Consider the following 16,622-nt stretch of genomic DNA (forward strand, 5'->3'; position numbering starts at 1 on the left):
GGGAAGATATCAGATGTCGCGGGACTGGCTGGAAGAACACCAGATAGCATTTTATTTCGCGGCGGTGGTGGCCGCTGCCATTGCAGGTTTGAGCTCTGCGCAATTCACCGGACTGACGGCCATGGCCATCACACCGGCGATTGCCGTGCTGATGTATGCCATGTTTCTGCAGATTCCTTTTTTGGAGCTGCGAGAAGCTTTTGCCAACCGCCGCTTCGTCGGTGCCCTGTTGCTGGCCAACTTCCTATTGGTGCCATTGATGGTGTGGCTGGTGACGTGGCCGCTCTCATCGAACAAGGCCTTGTTGGTCGGCGCGCTGCTTGTCCTGCTGACGCCTTGTATCGATTACGTGGTGGTCTTCACCCACCTGGGCAAAGGGGACTCTCGTCTGGTGCTCGCGGCGACGCCATTGCTGCTGTTGCTCCAGCTTCTGCTGCTGCCCCTCTACTTGCGGCTAATCCTTGGCCCCGAAGCCGGCACAGTGATCGAGCTGTGGCCCTTCGCAGAAGCCTTCCTGTTACTGATCTTCCTACCCTTGGTAGCGGCTGTGCTCACCGAATTTGGCGGACGCCGATCTCTGCTGCTTCGCGCATGGAGCGCAGGTTGGGTCTGGCTGCCAGTGCCTGCAATGGCCCTGGTTCTAATCGTGGTGGTGGGTTCGCAGATCGCGGCTGTCGTGTACCAACTCGACATCCTGGCGCCGTTGCTTCCGGTATACGGAGCGTTTCTACTACTCGCTCCGGCCCTCGGCGTACTCAGCTCCCGGCTATTTGGCTTGGAGGCTTCTGCCGCACGGGCAGTGGCCTTTAGCTCAGGCACTCGCAACTCGCTTGTAGTGCTTCCCCTGGCCCTAGCGCTCCCGGAGTCCATTCGCGCGCTGGCCGCGGCGGCTGTGATCACTCAGACACTCATAGAACTGATTGGTGAATTGATCTACTTACGGGCGATTCCAGCCATGGTCAGGAACAGGTGAGCCTGGTCGAAATAGGCCAGAGCGCTCATGGACCGTGGTTTGGTGCAAGGTCGATCAGCGGCGCAATGAGGAGCTGAGCAGCACGAGCCCAGGAAACCAGCGCCTCAAGATCCATTTGTAGAGATTCGGCTTCTGCCCAGATACAAGCACTCTCGGCAGGCACCGTAAGAGCGATGCCCTCAACTATCGTCAGAGCCATCGCATGCAATCTCAGCAGCTCGTCGCGAATGGAGGTGATTCCACCCAGTTCCACCAAGCAGACGTCCAATCGATCAACCAGCCGGAGCAGTTGAGAGGTGTCGAAGCTGTCGCGCAGGTTTTCCAACGCCACGGCGTCCACTTCGCCGTACGGTGTAAGGCGGAAGGATGCGGGAGGAATGTTGATCATGACGTTTTCTCGGTATCTAGCTGGCTAGGTCTGATCACCCGCAGCGAGCCGGCAGCTTGTTGGAACACCGAGTCCTTGATCCAGGGCTCCGGTGGCCGGTTTAGCTTGAGGTTGAATTCGCCGAAGCGCTTGACGTTGCTGGTCAGGTAGGGGCTGAGGAAGGACACGTCCTCGTCGGTGAACTGCCAATCCTCTCGGGCCAATTTCTGCAGGATGCGCATCATATCTACAGTGTTCTGCAGGATCACCGATGAGGCCACCATGTCGTTGTAGCGCAGACGTTTTTGCTGTTCGTCCGGATCGTTTTCGGCAATCACGTCGCCACCGAAAGAAAGCCACTTCGAGAAACCATTGTAGGACTCGATCTTGTTGGTGTTGGCGGTCACTTCCTGGCGCAGCTCACGGCTGCCGATCCAGTTGAGCAGGAAGATCGTGCGGATCACGCTGCCCAGTGCCTGGGCGGCGTGGTAGAGCTTGTTGCGGCGGCTGTAGGAGCCGAGTTTTCGCAGCAGCATAGGCGAGGAGATTTTGCCGGCCTGGATGGACAGCGCGACCTGCATCAGATCCTGCCAGTGAGTTTCGATCAAGTGCCAGTCTGCAGTGTCGGTGAACAGGCGGTTGATATGCTTGTAAGACGCGCCGCGATCCGGCCGGCACATCACCAGGTCACGCCAGTTGCGTATACGCGGCATCAGGTTGATGCCCAGCAGATGGGTGAAGGCAAAGACTGTCGCCGATTGCCCTTGAGTATCTGAATACACAGTGTCTGCCTCGACACTCAGATCAGCCTTAAGCAGCCCCTCAATTACGTAGATCGCCTCCCAGATGCCAGGTGGGATGAAATGCTGGAACACAGCGATGTAGTTGTTGGCCACGTGCCGATAGGCCACGGCACCCATCTTGCGGTAGCGGAAGTGATAGCCGGCCAGCAGGTTGTCATCATAGAAGTCGAACTGTGTGCCATCCGCTGCCACCGCTTTGCCATCTCCCCAGATCTTAGGCAGATCAAGCTGCAGATAGAGTTCCACCAGCTCGCGGTTAGCCTTGTCCAGCTTCTCCAATGATAGGTGGCGGCGATTCGTATAGGACAGCATGTGTGGCGTGACATTACCGGCCAGATGCCGCGCGGCCTGGTTGGGGCCGAGATTGCAGCCCATGGCGAAGATGGTCATCAGATAGCGCTCGGCAGGCTCTTTGAGCTTCGACTCGTTACCGGACATGGGACCGAAATGCCGCGTGAACTGAATCCAATGCTCGATGTTGGCCATGATGTCGAGCACGTGCCTGGCCGGCATGCGCTGCATAAGCGCCGTCTGTAGTGAGATGGCCGAAGGTGGGATGTCCCGCGCCGTTACTCGGCGCAACACCGGTTCTCCGGCTTCGTTAATCGATACGTCCCCTCGGCAAGATGGGAATTTGTCGTCCAGTTGTTGCGCGGTTTCCTCCAGCTGGGTCTTGAGGGAGGCAACAAACTCCTTCGCCGTGCCTGGCAGCCCGACCTTTTCGCAGTAGGCCGGTAGTCGCTGCAGGCATTCTTCCCAGGGCAGCAACTGCTTGCGGTAGTCGGCGAAGGATTCCGACCCCTGTACACACATGTCACCCGATCGCAGCTCGCTGGCCAGGTAGGAGAACACGCAGACTTCTAAATAGCGCCGGTTGGTCGGTGGCCCCTCACTGGCAGGACGACGAACGACCTTGACCCAGCGCTCCGACGCAAACGACAAGTCGACGTGCTCGTCGATCCATTCGCGGTGTAGATTCTCGCTGTCCTGTATCAGTTGAAGAGCCTGAACCAGCGATCGATCCTGAGTCGTGGGCTCCAGTTGAAGAAGGTGGCTTAGACGGAACAATAACGAGCGATGGGACTTGAAGTGCTTCCAGATCAGCGGCAGGTAGTTATTACCGCCGGTAGCCTGTACTTCGGCGCAAGTCTCACGCAACCGATCCAGATTGCCACCGGGGGAGAGGTATTCCCGAATTAGACTGCCAGCCTCCTGGTCATCCGGTTCTTGGACCAGAATCTGCACCACGCCATCAAGGGTCGCCGCCAATTGCTCCAGCTTCTGGCGTTGCCGCGCCTGGATTTGCTCCAACTCCTCCTTGGCGCGTTTATGGATCGTCGAAATCCGTCGGATGAACATCTCGGCCAAGTGATCCCGGGTCCGCACGCGCATGCGGTAGATTAAGGCCAGCATCAGCGTGTAGCGCTTCGGCAGTAAGCAGTCCTTCAACTCCGCGACGTCCGATGCCGCGGCTTGGGCAGCAAAATGGCGGATCTTGGTGTCGACTATTCCTTCAAAAATGGTACCCAGATCCCCGAAGCTCTCTAGCCAAGCCAGATGGTCGATCAGCACCTCTAGGTGCTTGCGAGATGGCTTCTTGGGTGCCTGTTTCAGCGCATTGAAGTCGCTCTGGCGTCGCCCGAAGTCAGTGTCGAGCAGATCCTTTAGCTTGTGGATCACCTCGACTGGCGTTCTGGTTACTACGAGGTTGAATATTGCCTCTTGGGACTCGGCATGAATCCGCTCAGCGAGATCATTCAGGGTCGAGTACGCAGGGAGCTCATAATCCTGGCGGATCAGTTCTTCAATCACGGAATTGATGATGTCAGCGCGCTGGTCAAGCACAAGCGACATTGCTTTGGCATGCCGCTCGGCGAGCTCGACAGCATCAGAGCCGTAGAATGCCGTCACACCGAGGCGAACTCGGATCGCGTTCATGTGGCGATATTGCTGGAACCACTTGTATTCCGCGAGTTTCACCTTGCTACGCTGACCCAACTCTCCGCGAATGAAATCCACCAGTTGATCAGGTACGTCGGTGATATCAGGAAAATACCGGAGCACCTGAAAGGTCTTGAGGAGAACGGCGAGATTGAGGTGAAAAGGGGCCTTGGACTTGCTTCGTACCCATTTAATCTCATCATCTGAGAACGAAAAATCTCGCTGCAGCTCAGCTTTTGAATACGCCTTTGGCAGAGTGGGATACGCCGTACGCTCTAATGAAGCCATGGGAACTCCTTTTCTGAGGAGTCAGAAAAGATAGTTCACGATCCGAGGATGTGCGGAGATTTTAAAAAAACTCTAAGCATCAACATGTTACGGACGAAGTGAGTGAATTTTCCCTTCATCTCGGCATGACCCGGAGACCATCCGTTTCTATCAGCGCAAGGGCTTGTTGCTGGAGCCTGACAAGCCCTATGGCAGCATCCGCCGCTATGGCGAGGCGGATGTAACGCGGGTGCGCTTCGTGAAATCAGCCCAGCGGCTGGGCTTCAGCCTGGATGAGATCGCCGAGCTGCTGCGGCTGGAGGATGGCACCCATTGCGAGGAAGCCAGCAGTCTGGCCGAGCACAAGCTCAAGGACGTGCGCGAGAAAATGGCTGACCTGGCGCGCATGGAGGCCGTGCTGTCTGAGTTGGTGTGCGCCTGCCATGCGCGAAGGGGGAACGTTTCCTGCCCGCTGATCGCGTCACTACAGGGTGGAGCAAGCTTGGCAGGTTCGGCTATGCCTTAGCGTGCTTTATTTTCCGTTTTCTGAGACGACCCCCTCAAGGTCCGTTCGCAGCTCGCATGAAGCCCGCGACGCAATTTGAGCAACATGCAATATCCGGGTCTGATAGTTATCGGATATTGCATAAATCATGTCCGTGCTTAGGACGCGCGGCGTCATTCCCCTCTCTCAGCTGAGCAGCGTGGCCCAGGTCTCAACTTCGTCGCTGCCCCACTGCGCTTTCCAATCTTTTAGGGTGCGGTGATTGCCGCCCTTGGTATCCACGACCTCACCGTTATGTGGGTTCTTGTATCGCTTAACCTTCCGCGTGCGACGTGGCCGCGCCGGGTCCTTAGCTGCGACAGTACGCTTTCCGTACGTGGCAGGATCGAGCAGCGCGATTATGTCCCGCAGGGATTTTTGATGCTCGCCCATGAGTTGCCGAAGCTTTTCTTCAAACTCCATTTCTTTCTTGAGCTTGTCGTTTTGAGAGAGCGACTTCAAGCGTTCCTGAAGCTCTCTAATTGCGTCCTCAGTAGCGCGGTATTCATGAATCAGCATTTAATTCCCTCTTGTGTTGGGCTTGAATGAATGAACTGGACCGAGCGGCTAGCTCCGACAAATATGCGCCCAGGTCCTGAAAGCCGTACTCCTCAAGAATCCTTGCAACCAAAGCTGAGCGCTTTTCCGTTAACGGCAGAAATACTGCATACCCATGTTTATTATGAGGTCTTGGTAGGGTTTTCCAATAGTACGGCCACTCCTCGGCTTGAGCGCGGTCCTCGAAAACCCTCAATGGCAGTGGCTTCCTTTCGGAGCTTCTAAAACCGCTGGCTGTAGCCATAACCAAAAACACTGCCGCCATGAGCATCTCCTCGTTGAATTCCTATAACTCTTCATTGGGGTAGGCATGCCTCAGCAGCCAGTCAATTTCACGCTCCGGCGTACTACCCGGCCTGGGTGTGTAGTGCGGGTACTTATCGGGGCAAATCCGAAAGGCGTAAGCAACATTCCCCCAGAAAAATTCCTTCTGCCTTACCTCTTCGCCGATGTACTGGCGGTCTGGATTTGTGAAGACCTTTCCTGCAATCACGCAGTAGTCTTCGAGGTGGTTGCAGACCCGCATTAGGCGACGATGCAGGTAGCTCCACGAAACTCCTTTCGGCACCTTCTCCCCGAGCAATTCAGTTATGCGCTCGACAGTATCTGAATCATCGTCGTACATGCCGCGTGGTGAGAATCGCCCAAAAGGCTTGTCGCTTTCCGCCATGGCCTTGAGCACCGCGACGGCGATCTCACGATCACTCGCTTTGATTCTCGCGCTGCGGGCTGCTGCAATGGCGGGCATCGTGTTTTCCTCGAACTTTTAGTCGTGATGCTGGGGCTTCTGCTCGCGCAGCTTTTTACCGAACACTTGATACCCAACCCAGAGCATCACCGCCCACGCCAGGCCAACAAAGCCTCCGGCCATTAGCCAGTACGACTCAGCAACGCAGCTCTCGCAATCAGGCGTTGCAAGGAGCCAGTCGAGTGTCATCTTGCACATGGCGAACACGATGCCCAGCAGGAACAGCAGTGCTATGACCCCAAGTGCCTTTCGTGTGGTATTCATGGCGCTCAGTCTCCCTCATGGACGGGCTCCTTCAGTCTTCCCGACTTGTCATCACTTAGGTCGATCACTTCATACAGCAGCTTGGAGTGATTCTCCGGAGTAAGCATACCCATGGTTGCAAGTGCATCTAGCCAAGCGACTAGCTGGAGTTCCGCCTTCTTGCGCTGGTCTTTTATTACATCTGGCCGATCTTCAGGCGGTATTTCAAACGTGTCCCACTTAAGCTCGCGCGTGCGGCGGAGCCACCCAAGTGGCACCTCAAAGTGCACTGACGCCGCTGCTAGATCATCCAGCGTGGCAGATCTGGCGAAACCCCGCGCTTGTTGTGCGAGCCAGACGTAGTGCCCGGAAATTTTTAGGTGTGACTGGTCTCCCTCGGAGGCGGGGGCTTCTGTAAGTTCGGCTACGTGCTCTACAAGCTTTGCTGCTGAATGCATGTACATACGCTTTCCTATCTAAACTGGCACTTCGGTTTCCGAGTCGCCGAGCCAATGAAGGAGATCTTCGGGCGCATGGAAGTATGAGGATTGGCCGTCCACTTTATGGATCGTTCCGGAACCGTTTGGATGAAGCGTTATAGTGAACGATTGTTCATAGCCTGCTTGGGCCTTGGCCAACCATTCGAGGACAGTCAAATCTTTAATTTTCTTCGTGGAACTGCTTTCTGTGGCCATGATGTTTTCCTTGTTCAGTTTGTGGCGACAGCGACCCAGGCCTTTGCGCCGTCATAGTCATTGCCGCCCTCGGCAATGAAAACGTGGCCGGCGGCGTCCACTGCATACGCGCCTGGTTGTTCGTGAGACGCATCCCGAAGGCAGTTCTTCCAGCCATACACCGACCCTTGCCAGATCAGCACCACGCCGCCACGCCGATCCGGATTCGCGGTGCGCCATTGAGTGGCGGTTGTGCGTAGTGCCTCGATCTGGCTCATGCCGCTTTCCATCTGATTGACCCTCATCGATTCGTTTCAATGAGGTCAGTTTACCATATAGAGTAAACCAGAAAAGTTTTATTTTACCTTTAAAGGTAAAACTTGCTTAGCTCTGCGGCACGGCAGCTTTCTGCAAAAATCACGTCCAAACGCCGGGAAAATTGGCTCTTATTCACCCCATGCTTCTCCCATGCGGCGCTTGCAGTCAAACCACCTACAAGATGATCCTGCAACGCCTCAATGACTTTCTCGCCGCGAATGGACGTGCCGTCCAAAAGCAACTCGAAATGCCGAGGATCTACTTTGCCAGGGACCAGTCCAGCTACGCCATTTACCATCAGATTTCTCCCTGTGAGTCAAAATGTGGACTTTACCGTATTTGGTAAAGCCCCACATGACACACCGATTGAACCCACGGCAGTCGAACCGCACTTGCTGTAGATCCATGCTCAATGGATTAAATAGATCCTGCTGCCCGTCAGCGTGACGCAGAGCTGCATCCAAAGGCGGCAACGTTTTGGCAAATCGCGTCGCACTGGTGCCGTCAATGGAATTCACACCGGCCGCAGCGCACAAGGTGATGCGTCGAGCGCTATTAACCCGCCCAACGTGCAAATGGCAATTTCGTCGGCGAGCCAGCAAGCCCCAAGTGTTCAACGTCCCAAGTTTCCACTCTGTATCACCACCAACAAAGACCCCTATGGCCGGTGATAGCAACTCGCGAACATCGTCCGGCTGCATGCCGTTTTGAACGGCAAGCAATAGCTTGGTGGGGATACCCTTTAGACGCTCCAGCCATCGCAACGAGAACTCTAACGAGGCCATGCCTCCGGCAACAATGTCCGGTAGCACTATCCAATCTGCCTTCTCCCCCAAAAGGTCGACAGCACGCCCAAAAGCCACCTCATCGAACGCTTCGCCCTGTTGAAATGCAGTCCACGCACCGTTGTCCAGGGCGTATCTCATGCCCTCCGTTCGCAGCACTCCTTTTGCGGACACCAGAAGCCTCCAGTTCGCTGCGCGCATTGCCTCCAGATTGCGCCGTGTACCAGTACGGCTGGCATACGAAACCATGGGGCAAGGGATCATAGAGATACGCTCTTCGATCTCATGGTCCATATCTGCGCTGCCGTCTACTCCGTAGTAGTCCGCATATGCCATGACAGCCTGCGAGTACCCAACGGCCCGACCGGAAACATACGGATTCATCCATTCCGGCGCTTGATATTCGCCGTTCATACACGCGCCCAATCGGCAACCGGAAAGCCAAAACCGTCTGCAATTTCGACCGCAATGCGGATCTGTTCTGGAGTCCAACCAGCATCAGCAACTACGCCCGTAGCGTCACCGACTACAGAGTGAAGTTCACCGGCTTTCACCGTTACAGCGACTGGCCAAGTCCAGGCCAGCCCCACAACGCCTTCATCCTGAATCACCAGCGGATCGCCATTTTCAATGGACACATCGCACTGAGTTGCGTCATAGGCATCGCCGGATGATTCGAAGGTCTTCATGCGGGTTCTCGCAGTTTCTTGGTTGAGAACCAAGTTTACTGTATATGGTAAACCGCTGCGAGATTTATTTTACCATTAATGGTAAACCATGATTCACAACGCAACCTCATACGCCCGCCGAATAGTCGCCTGATCGACGGTCAAATAGGACTTGCTGTGGTCAAGGCACGCATGCCCGAGGATCGTTTGCACTGTCTCCACATCGCCGGTCGCAGCAAGCACCCTCGCAGCCAGCGACCGACGCCCGCTGTGCGAGCTGCCGAGCTTTATCCCCGATTGGCGGTAGAGCCTGCTGATCGTCTGTTGGAGCGCATCGCAGGCCCGGTAGACCTCGGGGCCGCTCTCCAGCTCGCGGTGCTTGAATGCCAACTCGAAGGCTTGGCCCTTGTGGGTCATCACCAGCCGGGAGTCGGGCCGAAGGCCTCGGTACTCAACCTCGGAGTTGACACCCCATCCGCGCCGCAGGCGCACAGCTATCCACTGCTCGATGCTGGCGAGGCACTTAGGCTGGGTCAGGTAGATGTTCCGCCCTACAGCCCTTGGTTATCTCGGCCCGCAGGTACACCTCCGGCCTGATCGCCCCACTTGGATAGAGCACGTCGCCCACCTCTAGCAAGGCCAGCTCGGTCACGCGAATGCCGGTGGTGTGGGTTTCGTATCAGCTAACACACCGGCACATTGACAAGCTGTATGCACCAATTTCATTGAGCGCTTCGGTCGCGACGCCGGACTGCCATTGACTGTCAATCCGCCAATGCAACATTGACTGATTTCGGCTTGCATATGCCCCATGATTGACAGCCCTTTGAGCTTTGCTCGCTTATGCAAGCGGTTACATTGACAACGGCGTCACAGATGAGCCTGATCAGGTCCGGGCTAGGGACGAACGACAGAAATGGAGTCGACCTCAGCAGCGGAGGCTTTGGAGGCTTTGCGCCAGCATCTAAGGCATGGCGGACAACGTCACACAGAACACCGGGCGATGAAGGCATGGCTTTCACAACAGGCGGTGGAAGAAAGCAAAGGGTGTCGAGTTAGAAGAAGGTGCAGGGATATTAGTCGTCCCGATATATGCAACGATTCTGCCTATAACAAGCGTCATAGACAACGCGCGAACCTTTTGATAATTTTCTTTCAATAATGAGATCGTAGCGTTTTGCCATTTTTAATCAGAAACGGCAAATTCTGGATGATTTCTCAAGGATCGAAAAATTTATCTAGGGGGCCGTAATGAACGGAACAGCCAACTCCAGCAACCCACTTGGCTCGGCGCAGCGAGAACATGCTGGAGCGAAAACATTCGAGAAGTACGAATATCAATATCATTGGGCTCTATGCAAATTATTTGAGCTCCACACACACACTCAAGAGTATGTGGTTTTTGTCGAATACCATGAAGATGTGATCATTGGGGACGGCTTAGACCCGACACTAGTAAAATTCGAATTCAATCAGGTTAAAAATTACGATACTGGCAAGTGGACCCTAAACCGAATACTAAAACGCAAATCCAAAAAAAATGGCGAGAAGGAGCTATCCATCCTTGGAAAAATGATGGACGGCGTTAACAAAAAAGGGCTGTATGACCGGCTGCATTCGCTTGGCCTTGTTAACACAAGTGGATTTGATCTAGAGCAGATAGATAAAGATCTTGAGCTTTCCATAATTAGTGCGGGGGATTTAAAGCCTGAGTGCCTGCAACAAATATCAGATGCCCTTAAATCTGAAATCGGTTCCGATGATGTTCCAAAAATCCTGCGCTTTGTGCTATCGGACCTAACAACTGTATCATTTCAAGACGCCTCGATAGGGCGACTCTCGAACATGATTGAGTCTAAGTGGCCTGACTCAAAATATAAGCCTCAGAGCATATATTTGTCGTTAATGGATGATCTGCACCGTAAAGGGATGATAGCTTTCGACTTTTCGAAATGGGAAGAGTGCGTACAAAAAAAGGGACTCACCTCGGTAGAGGTGCAAAAAGTAATTGACCTCTACCTCCAGGATCCATCGGCCGAAGCTGATTTTAACTTATTCAGATCCACTCTGGATATTTTGTCGGTAAAGCTGTCCCGTCGAATACCGTTGACTCGCGCGTTTAGGCGATACTATCAGGAGCACAAATATGGCAGATCCATGCCCTACTTGAACTCATGCAAGTCCATCTCCGCAGCTATTGACAAAGCTCTGGACGGGCCGTCGGCTGACGAGCTTACCGAAAACGCTACCACATTCATTCCTGCAGTAATATTGACAATGGAAGCTTCCGCAGTAGATTCATTCCCAGACGAACAGACCTTAGAGGCAGCAATAATTTATGAACTATCAAAAAGACTCTAACACTTCATCAAGCTTAGAAAACTATAAATTATTAATTAGAAACCTAAGGACTAAGCGTTATGAAAAAAATGGTATTCAAGCAGGTGACAATAATATCGGATTCCCTAAAATGCGGCGGGCAATTCGAGTTAAGCCCTAAACTAAATCTGATAACAGGCGATGACAACAGCATCGGGAAATCAACACTTGCAAAAATCCTTCTGTGGGCGGTTGGTTGCGACCCACATTTCGATACGACCTGGGCAGCCCTTGACACTCTAGCGCTCGTAGAATTCAACATCGGCGAAGACAGCTACGCGACCGCGAGGAAAGGCAACCAAATCTGGCTTAAAACTGGTTCAGACTGGCAAACTTTCCCCAAGATAACAGGAGACTACTCAAAAGAATTCGCCAAGCTTGTTGATTTCAAAGCCCTACTGCCCAGCCGTGAAGACTCGGCATCTCTTGAAGTACCACCTCCTGCATTCTATTTCTTACCTTTTTATCTAGACCAACGCGAGAGCTGGTCTAGGGCTTGGGCCTCCTTTTCGGGTTTACTTCAGTATAGCAACTGGCAGCGCACGATAATTGAATGCCACACAGGCTATCTAACTGATAGGCACTTTGCTATTGAACAGCAAATTGCATCAAAAACTGACATCAAGCGAGATGCCGCACAAGTAGTCGGCAGGATTGAAACCACCTTATCAGTCATGAGCGAGTTCGTACCTTCCTCTAAGCGCCTGCTAGCAGCCAACTCGGCAGAAATAGACTTGCTTATTTCTAACATAACGAACTCTCTTTCCGAACTACAAGCTGAACAAGAGTCTATTTTCTCAGATCTCGCGAAACTACAAATTGACAAAGAGCACACCTCAAGCCAATTGAACATTGTAGAAAGAGCGATTGTATCACTTGAAAACGACTATATATTTTCAGTCGAGAATATAGCAGGGGACGTACTGAACTGTCCGACCTGTGGAACAGAGCATGACAACTCCCTCGTGAATCGCTCCTCCATCTTAGCCGACAAAGATAGTGCAACAGAGCTGGCTGCCAGCCTTACTGCCAATCTTTCTAAAATCACGGAAAGCATTGATAAAAACAAAATAAAACTCAACTCCACGAAATCGAAAATACTTGAGATTGAATCACTTATTGCGTCTCAGTTGCCAAGCGCAGAAGACACCACGAGTGATGAGCCAACATCATTAATTGAGGGTCTTGCTTCGATTGCTGTCCAGAGAAGAGTGGAGCAAGCACGCGACAAAAATACTATAATCATTAAAAACGTCGAGCGAGAAAATCGTGCTTTTAAAAAGCAACAAAAAGAACTTCTCACCAAAGATAAAAAAGAAGAAATGAATGACGAATTCATGCTAAAACTGCGAAAATACATAAGCAATCTTAAAGCAGACGGCGTGAATCTATCTCAAGTAAAATCACCAACAGACTATAAAAAACTATATGGAAGTGGCGGCGCAGCCGAAAGCGTCCGGGGCTTATTGGCTTACTACTTGGCCATACTACAACAAATCTATAAATACAAAACCGTGGCAGCCCCATTCATTATTGACACACCAAACCAGCACGAGCAAGTCAACCAATCATATGCAGAAATTCTCACGATTCTAAAGTCGGACATTTCTAAACAGTCACAAATTATTTTATGTGCAATGGATCGAAAGGATCTTTCTGACTTTAAAGAAGATGCCAAAGTAATAACATTGACTGGAAAAAAACTTTTGAACGCATCAGGTTATATCGCACATCGTGAAAGCTTACGCTTCTTAGACAATATTGCTGCTAGGGATCCTCTGACGTAGTCATGCATTTCTGGCTGACTTCAGCCTCCGCTGATTTTGATAGCGTAAAATCGATCAAAAACGATCAGATGGGGTAATCCCCCATTTTTAGTACTCGGCAGAAGCAAAGGTGAGGTCAGGGGGCCTGACCTCAACATGCCCCTTCAAGAAAAAACTAATAAATGTCTACCTGGGCTTCCCGCTACGCCCCTTCGAACATAACATCACGTCACGTTACAGACCCAAGCCAGGTATCCATGCTGATGAAAACTAGCAATCGCGTTGTGATCGAGGTTGATCCTGCCCAAAAGCAGCAGATCTACGCCGCACTCAAGGCGCGTGGGTTGACCATGCGCGAGTGGTTTCTGCAGCAGGTGAGCCAGGAACTATCCATTCCGCAGCCCACCAACCCCTCCAGTCAGTCGAGCAACGATTAAGTAATTCTCAGGGAGTCGAGCAGATGCTCAAGACAGTCAAGCAGGCATGCACATTCAACCCGATCATTCGCGACTACCGGATGAGCGAAGGGATCGAGAACCTTTCTGCCCTTATCTCCGATGAGGGCGATGGTCGTGAGTTCTTTGCACGAAACTACATCACCTCGGGCATGGAGCAGCTGTTTCGCGAGGGGATGCTGCGGCTGGATGGCAAATCAGATCAGGCTGTTTTCGAGCTGACCCAGGCAATGGGTGGCGGTAAAACTCACATGATGATCGCTCTCGGCCTGCTGGCCAAACACCCGCATCTGCGCAGTGAAGTGCTGTCGCCCGATCTTGCTAAGCGGATCGAAGTCGGTGAGGTGCGAGTAGCTGCATTCAATGGTCGAAACACTCCAGAGAATTATATCTGGGGTGAAATTGCTACTCAGCTGGGTGAGGAAGAGGCAGTCAAGCCCTACTGGGTCAATGGCCCTCGCGCGGTCGATCAGGCTGGCTGGAAGAAAATCATCGGGGACAAGCCGACGCTGATCATGCTTGATGAGTTGCCGCCCTACCTAGAAATCGCAAGCACCACTGTCATCGGTGGCGGTACGCTGGCTACTGTAAGTACCTACACGCTCAGCTGCCTTATGAGCGCGGCCTTGGAGCTACCACGTTGCTGCATTGTGATTGCCAACCTATCCGGCAGCTATGTGGCTCAGACCAAGGCAATTGCCGAAGCAATCTCTAACCTCCAGCAAGAAGCCAGTCGCCAAGCCAGCACCATCACCCCCGTCCAACTGGCGGGCAACGAGATCTACGAGATTCTGAAGAAGCGACTGATCCTGGAGCTGCCCGACGAGTCCGTTATTAACGATGTCGCCGAGGAATATGCCCAGCGTATTAAGGCAGCAGCTGATGGTGGATACATTGTAGCGACCAGTCTGGAGCAGGTTGCCCAGCAGGTCAGGGAAACCTACCCCTTCCACCCCTCCTTTAAACATCTGGTTGCCTTGTTTAAAGAGAACGAGGGCTTCCGACAGACACGAGGCCTGATGCAGTTCGCTGCGCGTTTGCTCAAGAGTGTTGATGACCGCGAAACCGATGATGTATTCCTGGCTGGTGCCCAGCACCTGCGTCTGAATGACGATGCCGTGCGCGAAGAGGTCGGTCGCATCGCCAACTCGCTTCGCCCAGCCATGGCCCATGATATTGCCGATGATGGTCAATCCATCGCAGAGGAAATCGATGCCAACATGGGCAGCGATGCCGCTCAGCAGGTCGGTGCCCTGCTGCTAGCGTCCTCATTCTCTCGGGCGGTCGGTGGTCGAATCGGCCTGACCGAGGCAGAGATCATTGAGTTCTTGGCTGCACCCAACCGTAAGTCCGATGAGTTCAAGACAGCTCTGGAGAAACTGCGCGAGCAGGCGTGGTATCTGCACCGAGAAGAAGAGCGTTTCTTTATTAAGGAAACAGAGAATCTCTCTCGCCAGATTGAGCGAAATGCTCGCGACATCCCTCAGCCGAAGATTGATCAGGCGCTGATCAACAAGCTTACGGCGGTATTGCAGCCTGTTAGCAAGGCTGCCTACCAGGATGTCCAGGTGCTGCCGCGACTGGACGATCTAAAACTGAGTGGGCCTCGTGTTCTGATTGTGGTGCGTCCGGACGGCAAGCTGCCGCCGAGCGAGCTGGTCAATTTCTTCGAGTACCAGCAAGAGAAGAACAATTTCATGGTGCTGTCCGGTCAAGACAGCTACCTCGCCGATACCGTCGAAGATCGTCTGCGCGACCTGTATGCAATTGAGTCCATCTGCAAACGGTTGAAGGACGGTGACAGCCTCTTCGAAGAGGCACGTGATCGCCTGGAAGATGCCCAGCAGCGCTTCAATAAAGCGCTTTCCGGCACCTACAACCGGATCTACTTCCCAGCCATCGACGAGATGACCGGCAATGCCCAACTCATGCAAGCCACAATTGATAATGGCCTGAACATGGGACAAGGCACCAACTCTGCGGAGCACCAGATTGAGCAGCTCCTGGCCAGCCCTCGTGCCAATTACAAACTGATCCTCAATCTATTGGATGAACCGGGCACCTACTGGGCGATGGCAGAAGAGGATCTTTGGCCGGCGAATGACCGCAGAACGCCATGGAAAGACGTGCTGATGCGCGCCAAAAGCAATCCAATCTGGGCTTGGATGCCCGGCGCCGGTGGCATGGAGACTCTCAAGACAGAAGCCCTGAAGCAAGGTCGCTGGCGACAAGGGACTGACGGCTACATCGAGAAAGGGCCGTTCCCGGCAGAAAAAACTGCAGTGAACGTGACTGTGCATGCCGCGAATGAAGCGACGGGCGAAACCACTTTGGCCCTGATCCCCCGCAATGCCGGTCAGAGCCCTGTGGTTCATTACGCGCCGACTGCCAAGGTCAGCACAAGCGATCCGAAGGTCGAAGATTTAGACAACTTCACGACCGACGCGGCAACTCTGTACTTCCTGGCAGTGGACAGCGAAGGCAAGCATGAAACCGGTGAGCCGCAGCGCTGGGTGGCGGAGCTTCGTGTGCGTCATCAGGTCCAGGCCATCGCCGACAAGCGTATGGTCACTCTCTCCTGCATGCCTGCTGCCGATATGCGCTACACCCTAGATGGCTCCAACCCTAAAGATGGGGAACTGTACGGAGACCCCTTCGAGGTTGGCTCGCAGGCTGCCCGGCTAATGGTCTATGCGTGCTCGGGCGAGGCTACTCGTACCGCTGACTTCCAGATCCCAGCTGCCAACGACAAACAGGTTCAGATCGACGATGCCAAGCCGGCAAAGTTGGCTGAGAACAAGAAGGTGTCGCTCGACAGTACCGAAAAGGTGTTCGGCGTACTCAATAGTTTCAAAAGCTCGCCGGCCACCTTCAAGGGGGTTCGTATCCAGATTGGTGAAGGTGAGAACACCGTTAGCATCAACTTTGTCGAGCGCGAGGTTACGGCTTCCGTGATCGAGGCAGCGATTAACGGTCTGCGTAAGGCCCTCGGGAATGAGCAAGAAACCGTTACCGTGCAGATTCGAAGCGGAGCAGCCTTCGAGAATGGCTTCGCTGCCAAGGAGTTCGCCAAACTCAGTGGTGTTGAACTGCGCCCTGGTGATGTGATTCAAGAGGAATGACCATGGCCAAC

The 16,622-nt window shown here is 53.5% G+C and carries 18 protein-coding genes and 1 pseudogene; 6 read left to right on the forward strand and 13 right to left on the reverse strand.

From position 1 onward, the window contains the following. Nucleotides 1-13: 13 nt before the first annotated feature. Nucleotides 14-973 (forward strand): arsenic resistance protein, encoded by a 960-nt coding sequence (locus ACIGHL_RS15695; RefSeq protein ID WP_500137054.1) that lies wholly within the window; start codon nt 14-16, stop codon nt 971-973. Between the two features lie 25 nt (nt 974-998). Here ACIGHL_RS15695 and tnpC read toward each other — a convergent pair whose 3' ends face one another. Both tnpC and ACIGHL_RS15705 read right to left on the reverse strand, forming a co-directional pair. Further along, nucleotides 999-1,361 carry a Tn3 family transposase post-transcriptional regulator TnpC gene (gene tnpC, locus ACIGHL_RS15700; protein ID WP_041013793.1) on the reverse strand — a complete coding sequence of 121 codons (363 nt, stop codon included), beginning with the start codon at nt 1,359-1,361 and terminating at the stop codon, nt 999-1,001. Next, complete coding sequence (locus ACIGHL_RS15705) at nt 1,358-4,372, reverse strand: Tn3 family transposase (protein ID WP_499176840.1); 3,015 nt, start codon at nt 4,370-4,372, stop codon at nt 1,358-1,360. The genes tnpC and ACIGHL_RS15705 overlap by 4 nt, the downstream gene beginning before the upstream one ends. Nucleotides 4,373-4,505: 133 nt before the next feature. Between ACIGHL_RS15705 and merR the strand changes: the two are divergent. Continuing rightward, a pseudogene (merR, locus tag ACIGHL_RS15710) lies at nt 4,506-4,877 on the forward strand (mercury resistance transcriptional regulator MerR); the annotation flags it as partial. A gap of 165 nt (nt 4,878-5,042) precedes the next feature. Here the strand turns inward: merR and mvaT are convergent. The 11 genes from mvaT to ACIGHL_RS15765 all read right to left on the reverse strand — a co-directional run bounded on the left by mvaT (nt 5,043) and on the right by ACIGHL_RS15765 (nt 9,306). Continuing rightward, the gene (mvaT, locus tag ACIGHL_RS15715) at nt 5,043-5,414 is read right to left on the reverse strand and encodes a histone-like nucleoid-structuring protein MvaT (protein WP_312937570.1); all 372 of its coding nucleotides are present in this window, start codon (nt 5,412-5,414) and stop codon (nt 5,043-5,045) included. Next, nucleotides 5,401-5,724 (reverse strand): DUF6685 family protein, encoded by a 324-nt coding sequence (locus ACIGHL_RS15720; RefSeq protein WP_499176842.1) that lies wholly within the window; start codon nt 5,722-5,724, stop codon nt 5,401-5,403. The genes mvaT and ACIGHL_RS15720 overlap by 14 nt, the downstream gene beginning before the upstream one ends. A 15-nt stretch (nt 5,725-5,739) precedes the next feature. Beyond that, nucleotides 5,740-6,201 (reverse strand): hypothetical protein, encoded by a 462-nt coding sequence (locus ACIGHL_RS15725; protein WP_499176844.1) that lies wholly within the window; start codon nt 6,199-6,201, stop codon nt 5,740-5,742. Between the two features lie 18 nt (nt 6,202-6,219). Next, entirely contained in the window at nt 6,220-6,465 is a 246-nt protein-coding gene (locus ACIGHL_RS15730) for a hypothetical protein (protein ID WP_499176846.1), read from the reverse strand. A gap of 5 nt (nt 6,466-6,470) precedes the next feature. After that, complete coding sequence (locus ACIGHL_RS15735; RefSeq protein ID WP_499176848.1) at nt 6,471-6,908, reverse strand: hypothetical protein; 438 nt, start codon at nt 6,906-6,908, stop codon at nt 6,471-6,473. A gap of 12 nt (nt 6,909-6,920) precedes the next feature. Further along, a complete protein-coding gene (locus ACIGHL_RS15740) occupies nt 6,921-7,139 on the reverse strand; it encodes a hypothetical protein (protein ID WP_499176850.1) in 219 nt (72 codons plus the stop codon). Between the two features lie 14 nt (nt 7,140-7,153). Beyond that, nucleotides 7,154-7,396, reverse strand: coding sequence for an antirestriction protein ArdR (locus tag ACIGHL_RS15745; protein ID WP_278467926.1), 243 nt, complete (start codon nt 7,394-7,396; stop codon nt 7,154-7,156). An 89-nt stretch (nt 7,397-7,485) separates the two neighbouring features. Continuing rightward, the gene (locus ACIGHL_RS15750; RefSeq protein WP_312937558.1) at nt 7,486-7,734 is read right to left on the reverse strand and encodes a PapB/FocB family fimbrial expression transcriptional regulator; all 249 of its coding nucleotides are present in this window, start codon (nt 7,732-7,734) and stop codon (nt 7,486-7,488) included. Then, nucleotides 7,634-8,635, reverse strand: coding sequence for a hypothetical protein (locus ACIGHL_RS15755; protein ID WP_499176852.1), 1,002 nt, complete (start codon nt 8,633-8,635; stop codon nt 7,634-7,636). Before ACIGHL_RS15755 ends, ACIGHL_RS15750 begins: the two co-directional genes overlap by 101 nt. Then, nucleotides 8,632-8,910 carry a hypothetical protein gene (locus ACIGHL_RS15760; RefSeq protein WP_499176854.1) on the reverse strand — a complete coding sequence of 93 codons (279 nt, stop codon included), beginning with the start codon at nt 8,908-8,910 and terminating at the stop codon, nt 8,632-8,634. The genes ACIGHL_RS15755 and ACIGHL_RS15760 overlap by 4 nt, the downstream gene beginning before the upstream one ends. A gap of 93 nt (nt 8,911-9,003) precedes the next feature. Next, the gene (locus ACIGHL_RS15765) at nt 9,004-9,306 is read right to left on the reverse strand and encodes a tyrosine-type recombinase/integrase (RefSeq protein ID WP_499176879.1); all 303 of its coding nucleotides are present in this window, start codon (nt 9,304-9,306) and stop codon (nt 9,004-9,006) included. Between the two features lie 834 nt (nt 9,307-10,140). Here ACIGHL_RS15765 and ACIGHL_RS15770 point away from each other — a divergent pair. The 4 genes from ACIGHL_RS15770 (at nt 10,141) to ACIGHL_RS15785 (ending at nt 16,611) form a co-directional block, all read left to right on the forward strand. Then, complete coding sequence (locus tag ACIGHL_RS15770) at nt 10,141-11,250, forward strand: DUF4297 domain-containing protein (RefSeq protein WP_499176856.1); 1,110 nt, start codon at nt 10,141-10,143, stop codon at nt 11,248-11,250. A 59-nt stretch (nt 11,251-11,309) separates the two neighbouring features. After that, nucleotides 11,310-13,055, forward strand: coding sequence for a hypothetical protein (locus ACIGHL_RS15775; protein WP_499176858.1), 1,746 nt, complete (start codon nt 11,310-11,312; stop codon nt 13,053-13,055). A gap of 242 nt (nt 13,056-13,297) precedes the next feature. Then, the gene (locus ACIGHL_RS15780) at nt 13,298-13,471 is read left to right on the forward strand and encodes a hypothetical protein (RefSeq protein ID WP_185059715.1); all 174 of its coding nucleotides are present in this window, start codon (nt 13,298-13,300) and stop codon (nt 13,469-13,471) included. A gap of 23 nt (nt 13,472-13,494) precedes the next feature. Then, nucleotides 13,495-16,611, forward strand: a complete 3,117-nt coding sequence (locus ACIGHL_RS15785; RefSeq protein ID WP_499176861.1) for an anti-phage-associated DUF499 domain-containing protein — start codon at nt 13,495-13,497, stop codon at nt 16,609-16,611. The last annotated feature ends 11 nt before the right edge of the window (nt 16,612-16,622 follow it).

This window comes from Pseudomonas sp. NPDC077451 (genome assembly GCF_044543345.1).
Taxonomy (GTDB): Bacteria; Pseudomonadota; Gammaproteobacteria; order Pseudomonadales; family Pseudomonadaceae; genus Stutzerimonas.

What these genes read in the sequence shown, in the direction of transcription:
- ACIGHL_RS15770 (WP_499176856.1), top strand. Translation starts at nt 10,141, where the DNA reads ATGAACGGAACAGCCAACTCCAGCAACCCACTTGGCTCGGCGCAGCGA.
- ACIGHL_RS15765 (WP_499176879.1), bottom strand. Translation starts at nt 9,306, where the DNA reads ATGACCCACAAGGGCCAAGCCTTCGAGTTGGCATTCAAGCACCGCGAG.
- ACIGHL_RS15730 (WP_499176846.1), bottom strand. Translation starts at nt 6,465, where the DNA reads ATGAATACCACACGAAAGGCACTTGGGGTCATAGCACTGCTGTTCCTG.
- ACIGHL_RS15760 (WP_499176854.1), bottom strand. Translation starts at nt 8,910, where the DNA reads ATGAAGACCTTCGAATCATCCGGCGATGCCTATGACGCAACTCAGTGC.
- ACIGHL_RS15775 (WP_499176858.1), top strand. Translation starts at nt 11,310, where the DNA reads ATGAAAAAAATGGTATTCAAGCAGGTGACAATAATATCGGATTCCCTA.
- mvaT (WP_312937570.1), bottom strand. Translation starts at nt 5,414, where the DNA reads ATGCTGATTCATGAATACCGCGCTACTGAGGACGCAATTAGAGAGCTT.
- ACIGHL_RS15745 (WP_278467926.1), bottom strand. Translation starts at nt 7,396, where the DNA reads ATGAGCCAGATCGAGGCACTACGCACAACCGCCACTCAATGGCGCACC.
- ACIGHL_RS15695 (WP_500137054.1), top strand. Translation starts at nt 14, where the DNA reads ATGTCGCGGGACTGGCTGGAAGAACACCAGATAGCATTTTATTTCGCG.
- ACIGHL_RS15750 (WP_312937558.1), bottom strand. Translation starts at nt 7,734, where the DNA reads ATGGTAAATGGCGTAGCTGGACTGGTCCCTGGCAAAGTAGATCCTCGG.
- ACIGHL_RS15755 (WP_499176852.1), bottom strand. Translation starts at nt 8,635, where the DNA reads ATGAACGGCGAATATCAAGCGCCGGAATGGATGAATCCGTATGTTTCC.
- ACIGHL_RS15740 (WP_499176850.1), bottom strand. Translation starts at nt 7,139, where the DNA reads ATGGCCACAGAAAGCAGTTCCACGAAGAAAATTAAAGATTTGACTGTC.
- ACIGHL_RS15720 (WP_499176842.1), bottom strand. Translation starts at nt 5,724, where the DNA reads ATGCTCATGGCGGCAGTGTTTTTGGTTATGGCTACAGCCAGCGGTTTT.
- ACIGHL_RS15780 (WP_185059715.1), top strand. Translation starts at nt 13,298, where the DNA reads ATGAAAACTAGCAATCGCGTTGTGATCGAGGTTGATCCTGCCCAAAAG.
- ACIGHL_RS15705 (WP_499176840.1), bottom strand. Translation starts at nt 4,372, where the DNA reads ATGGCTTCATTAGAGCGTACGGCGTATCCCACTCTGCCAAAGGCGTAT.
- ACIGHL_RS15785 (WP_499176861.1), top strand. Translation starts at nt 13,495, where the DNA reads ATGCTCAAGACAGTCAAGCAGGCATGCACATTCAACCCGATCATTCGC.
- ACIGHL_RS15725 (WP_499176844.1), bottom strand. Translation starts at nt 6,201, where the DNA reads ATGCCCGCCATTGCAGCAGCCCGCAGCGCGAGAATCAAAGCGAGTGAT.
- ACIGHL_RS15735 (WP_499176848.1), bottom strand. Translation starts at nt 6,908, where the DNA reads ATGTACATGCATTCAGCAGCAAAGCTTGTAGAGCACGTAGCCGAACTT.
- tnpC (WP_041013793.1), bottom strand. Translation starts at nt 1,361, where the DNA reads ATGATCAACATTCCTCCCGCATCCTTCCGCCTTACACCGTACGGCGAA.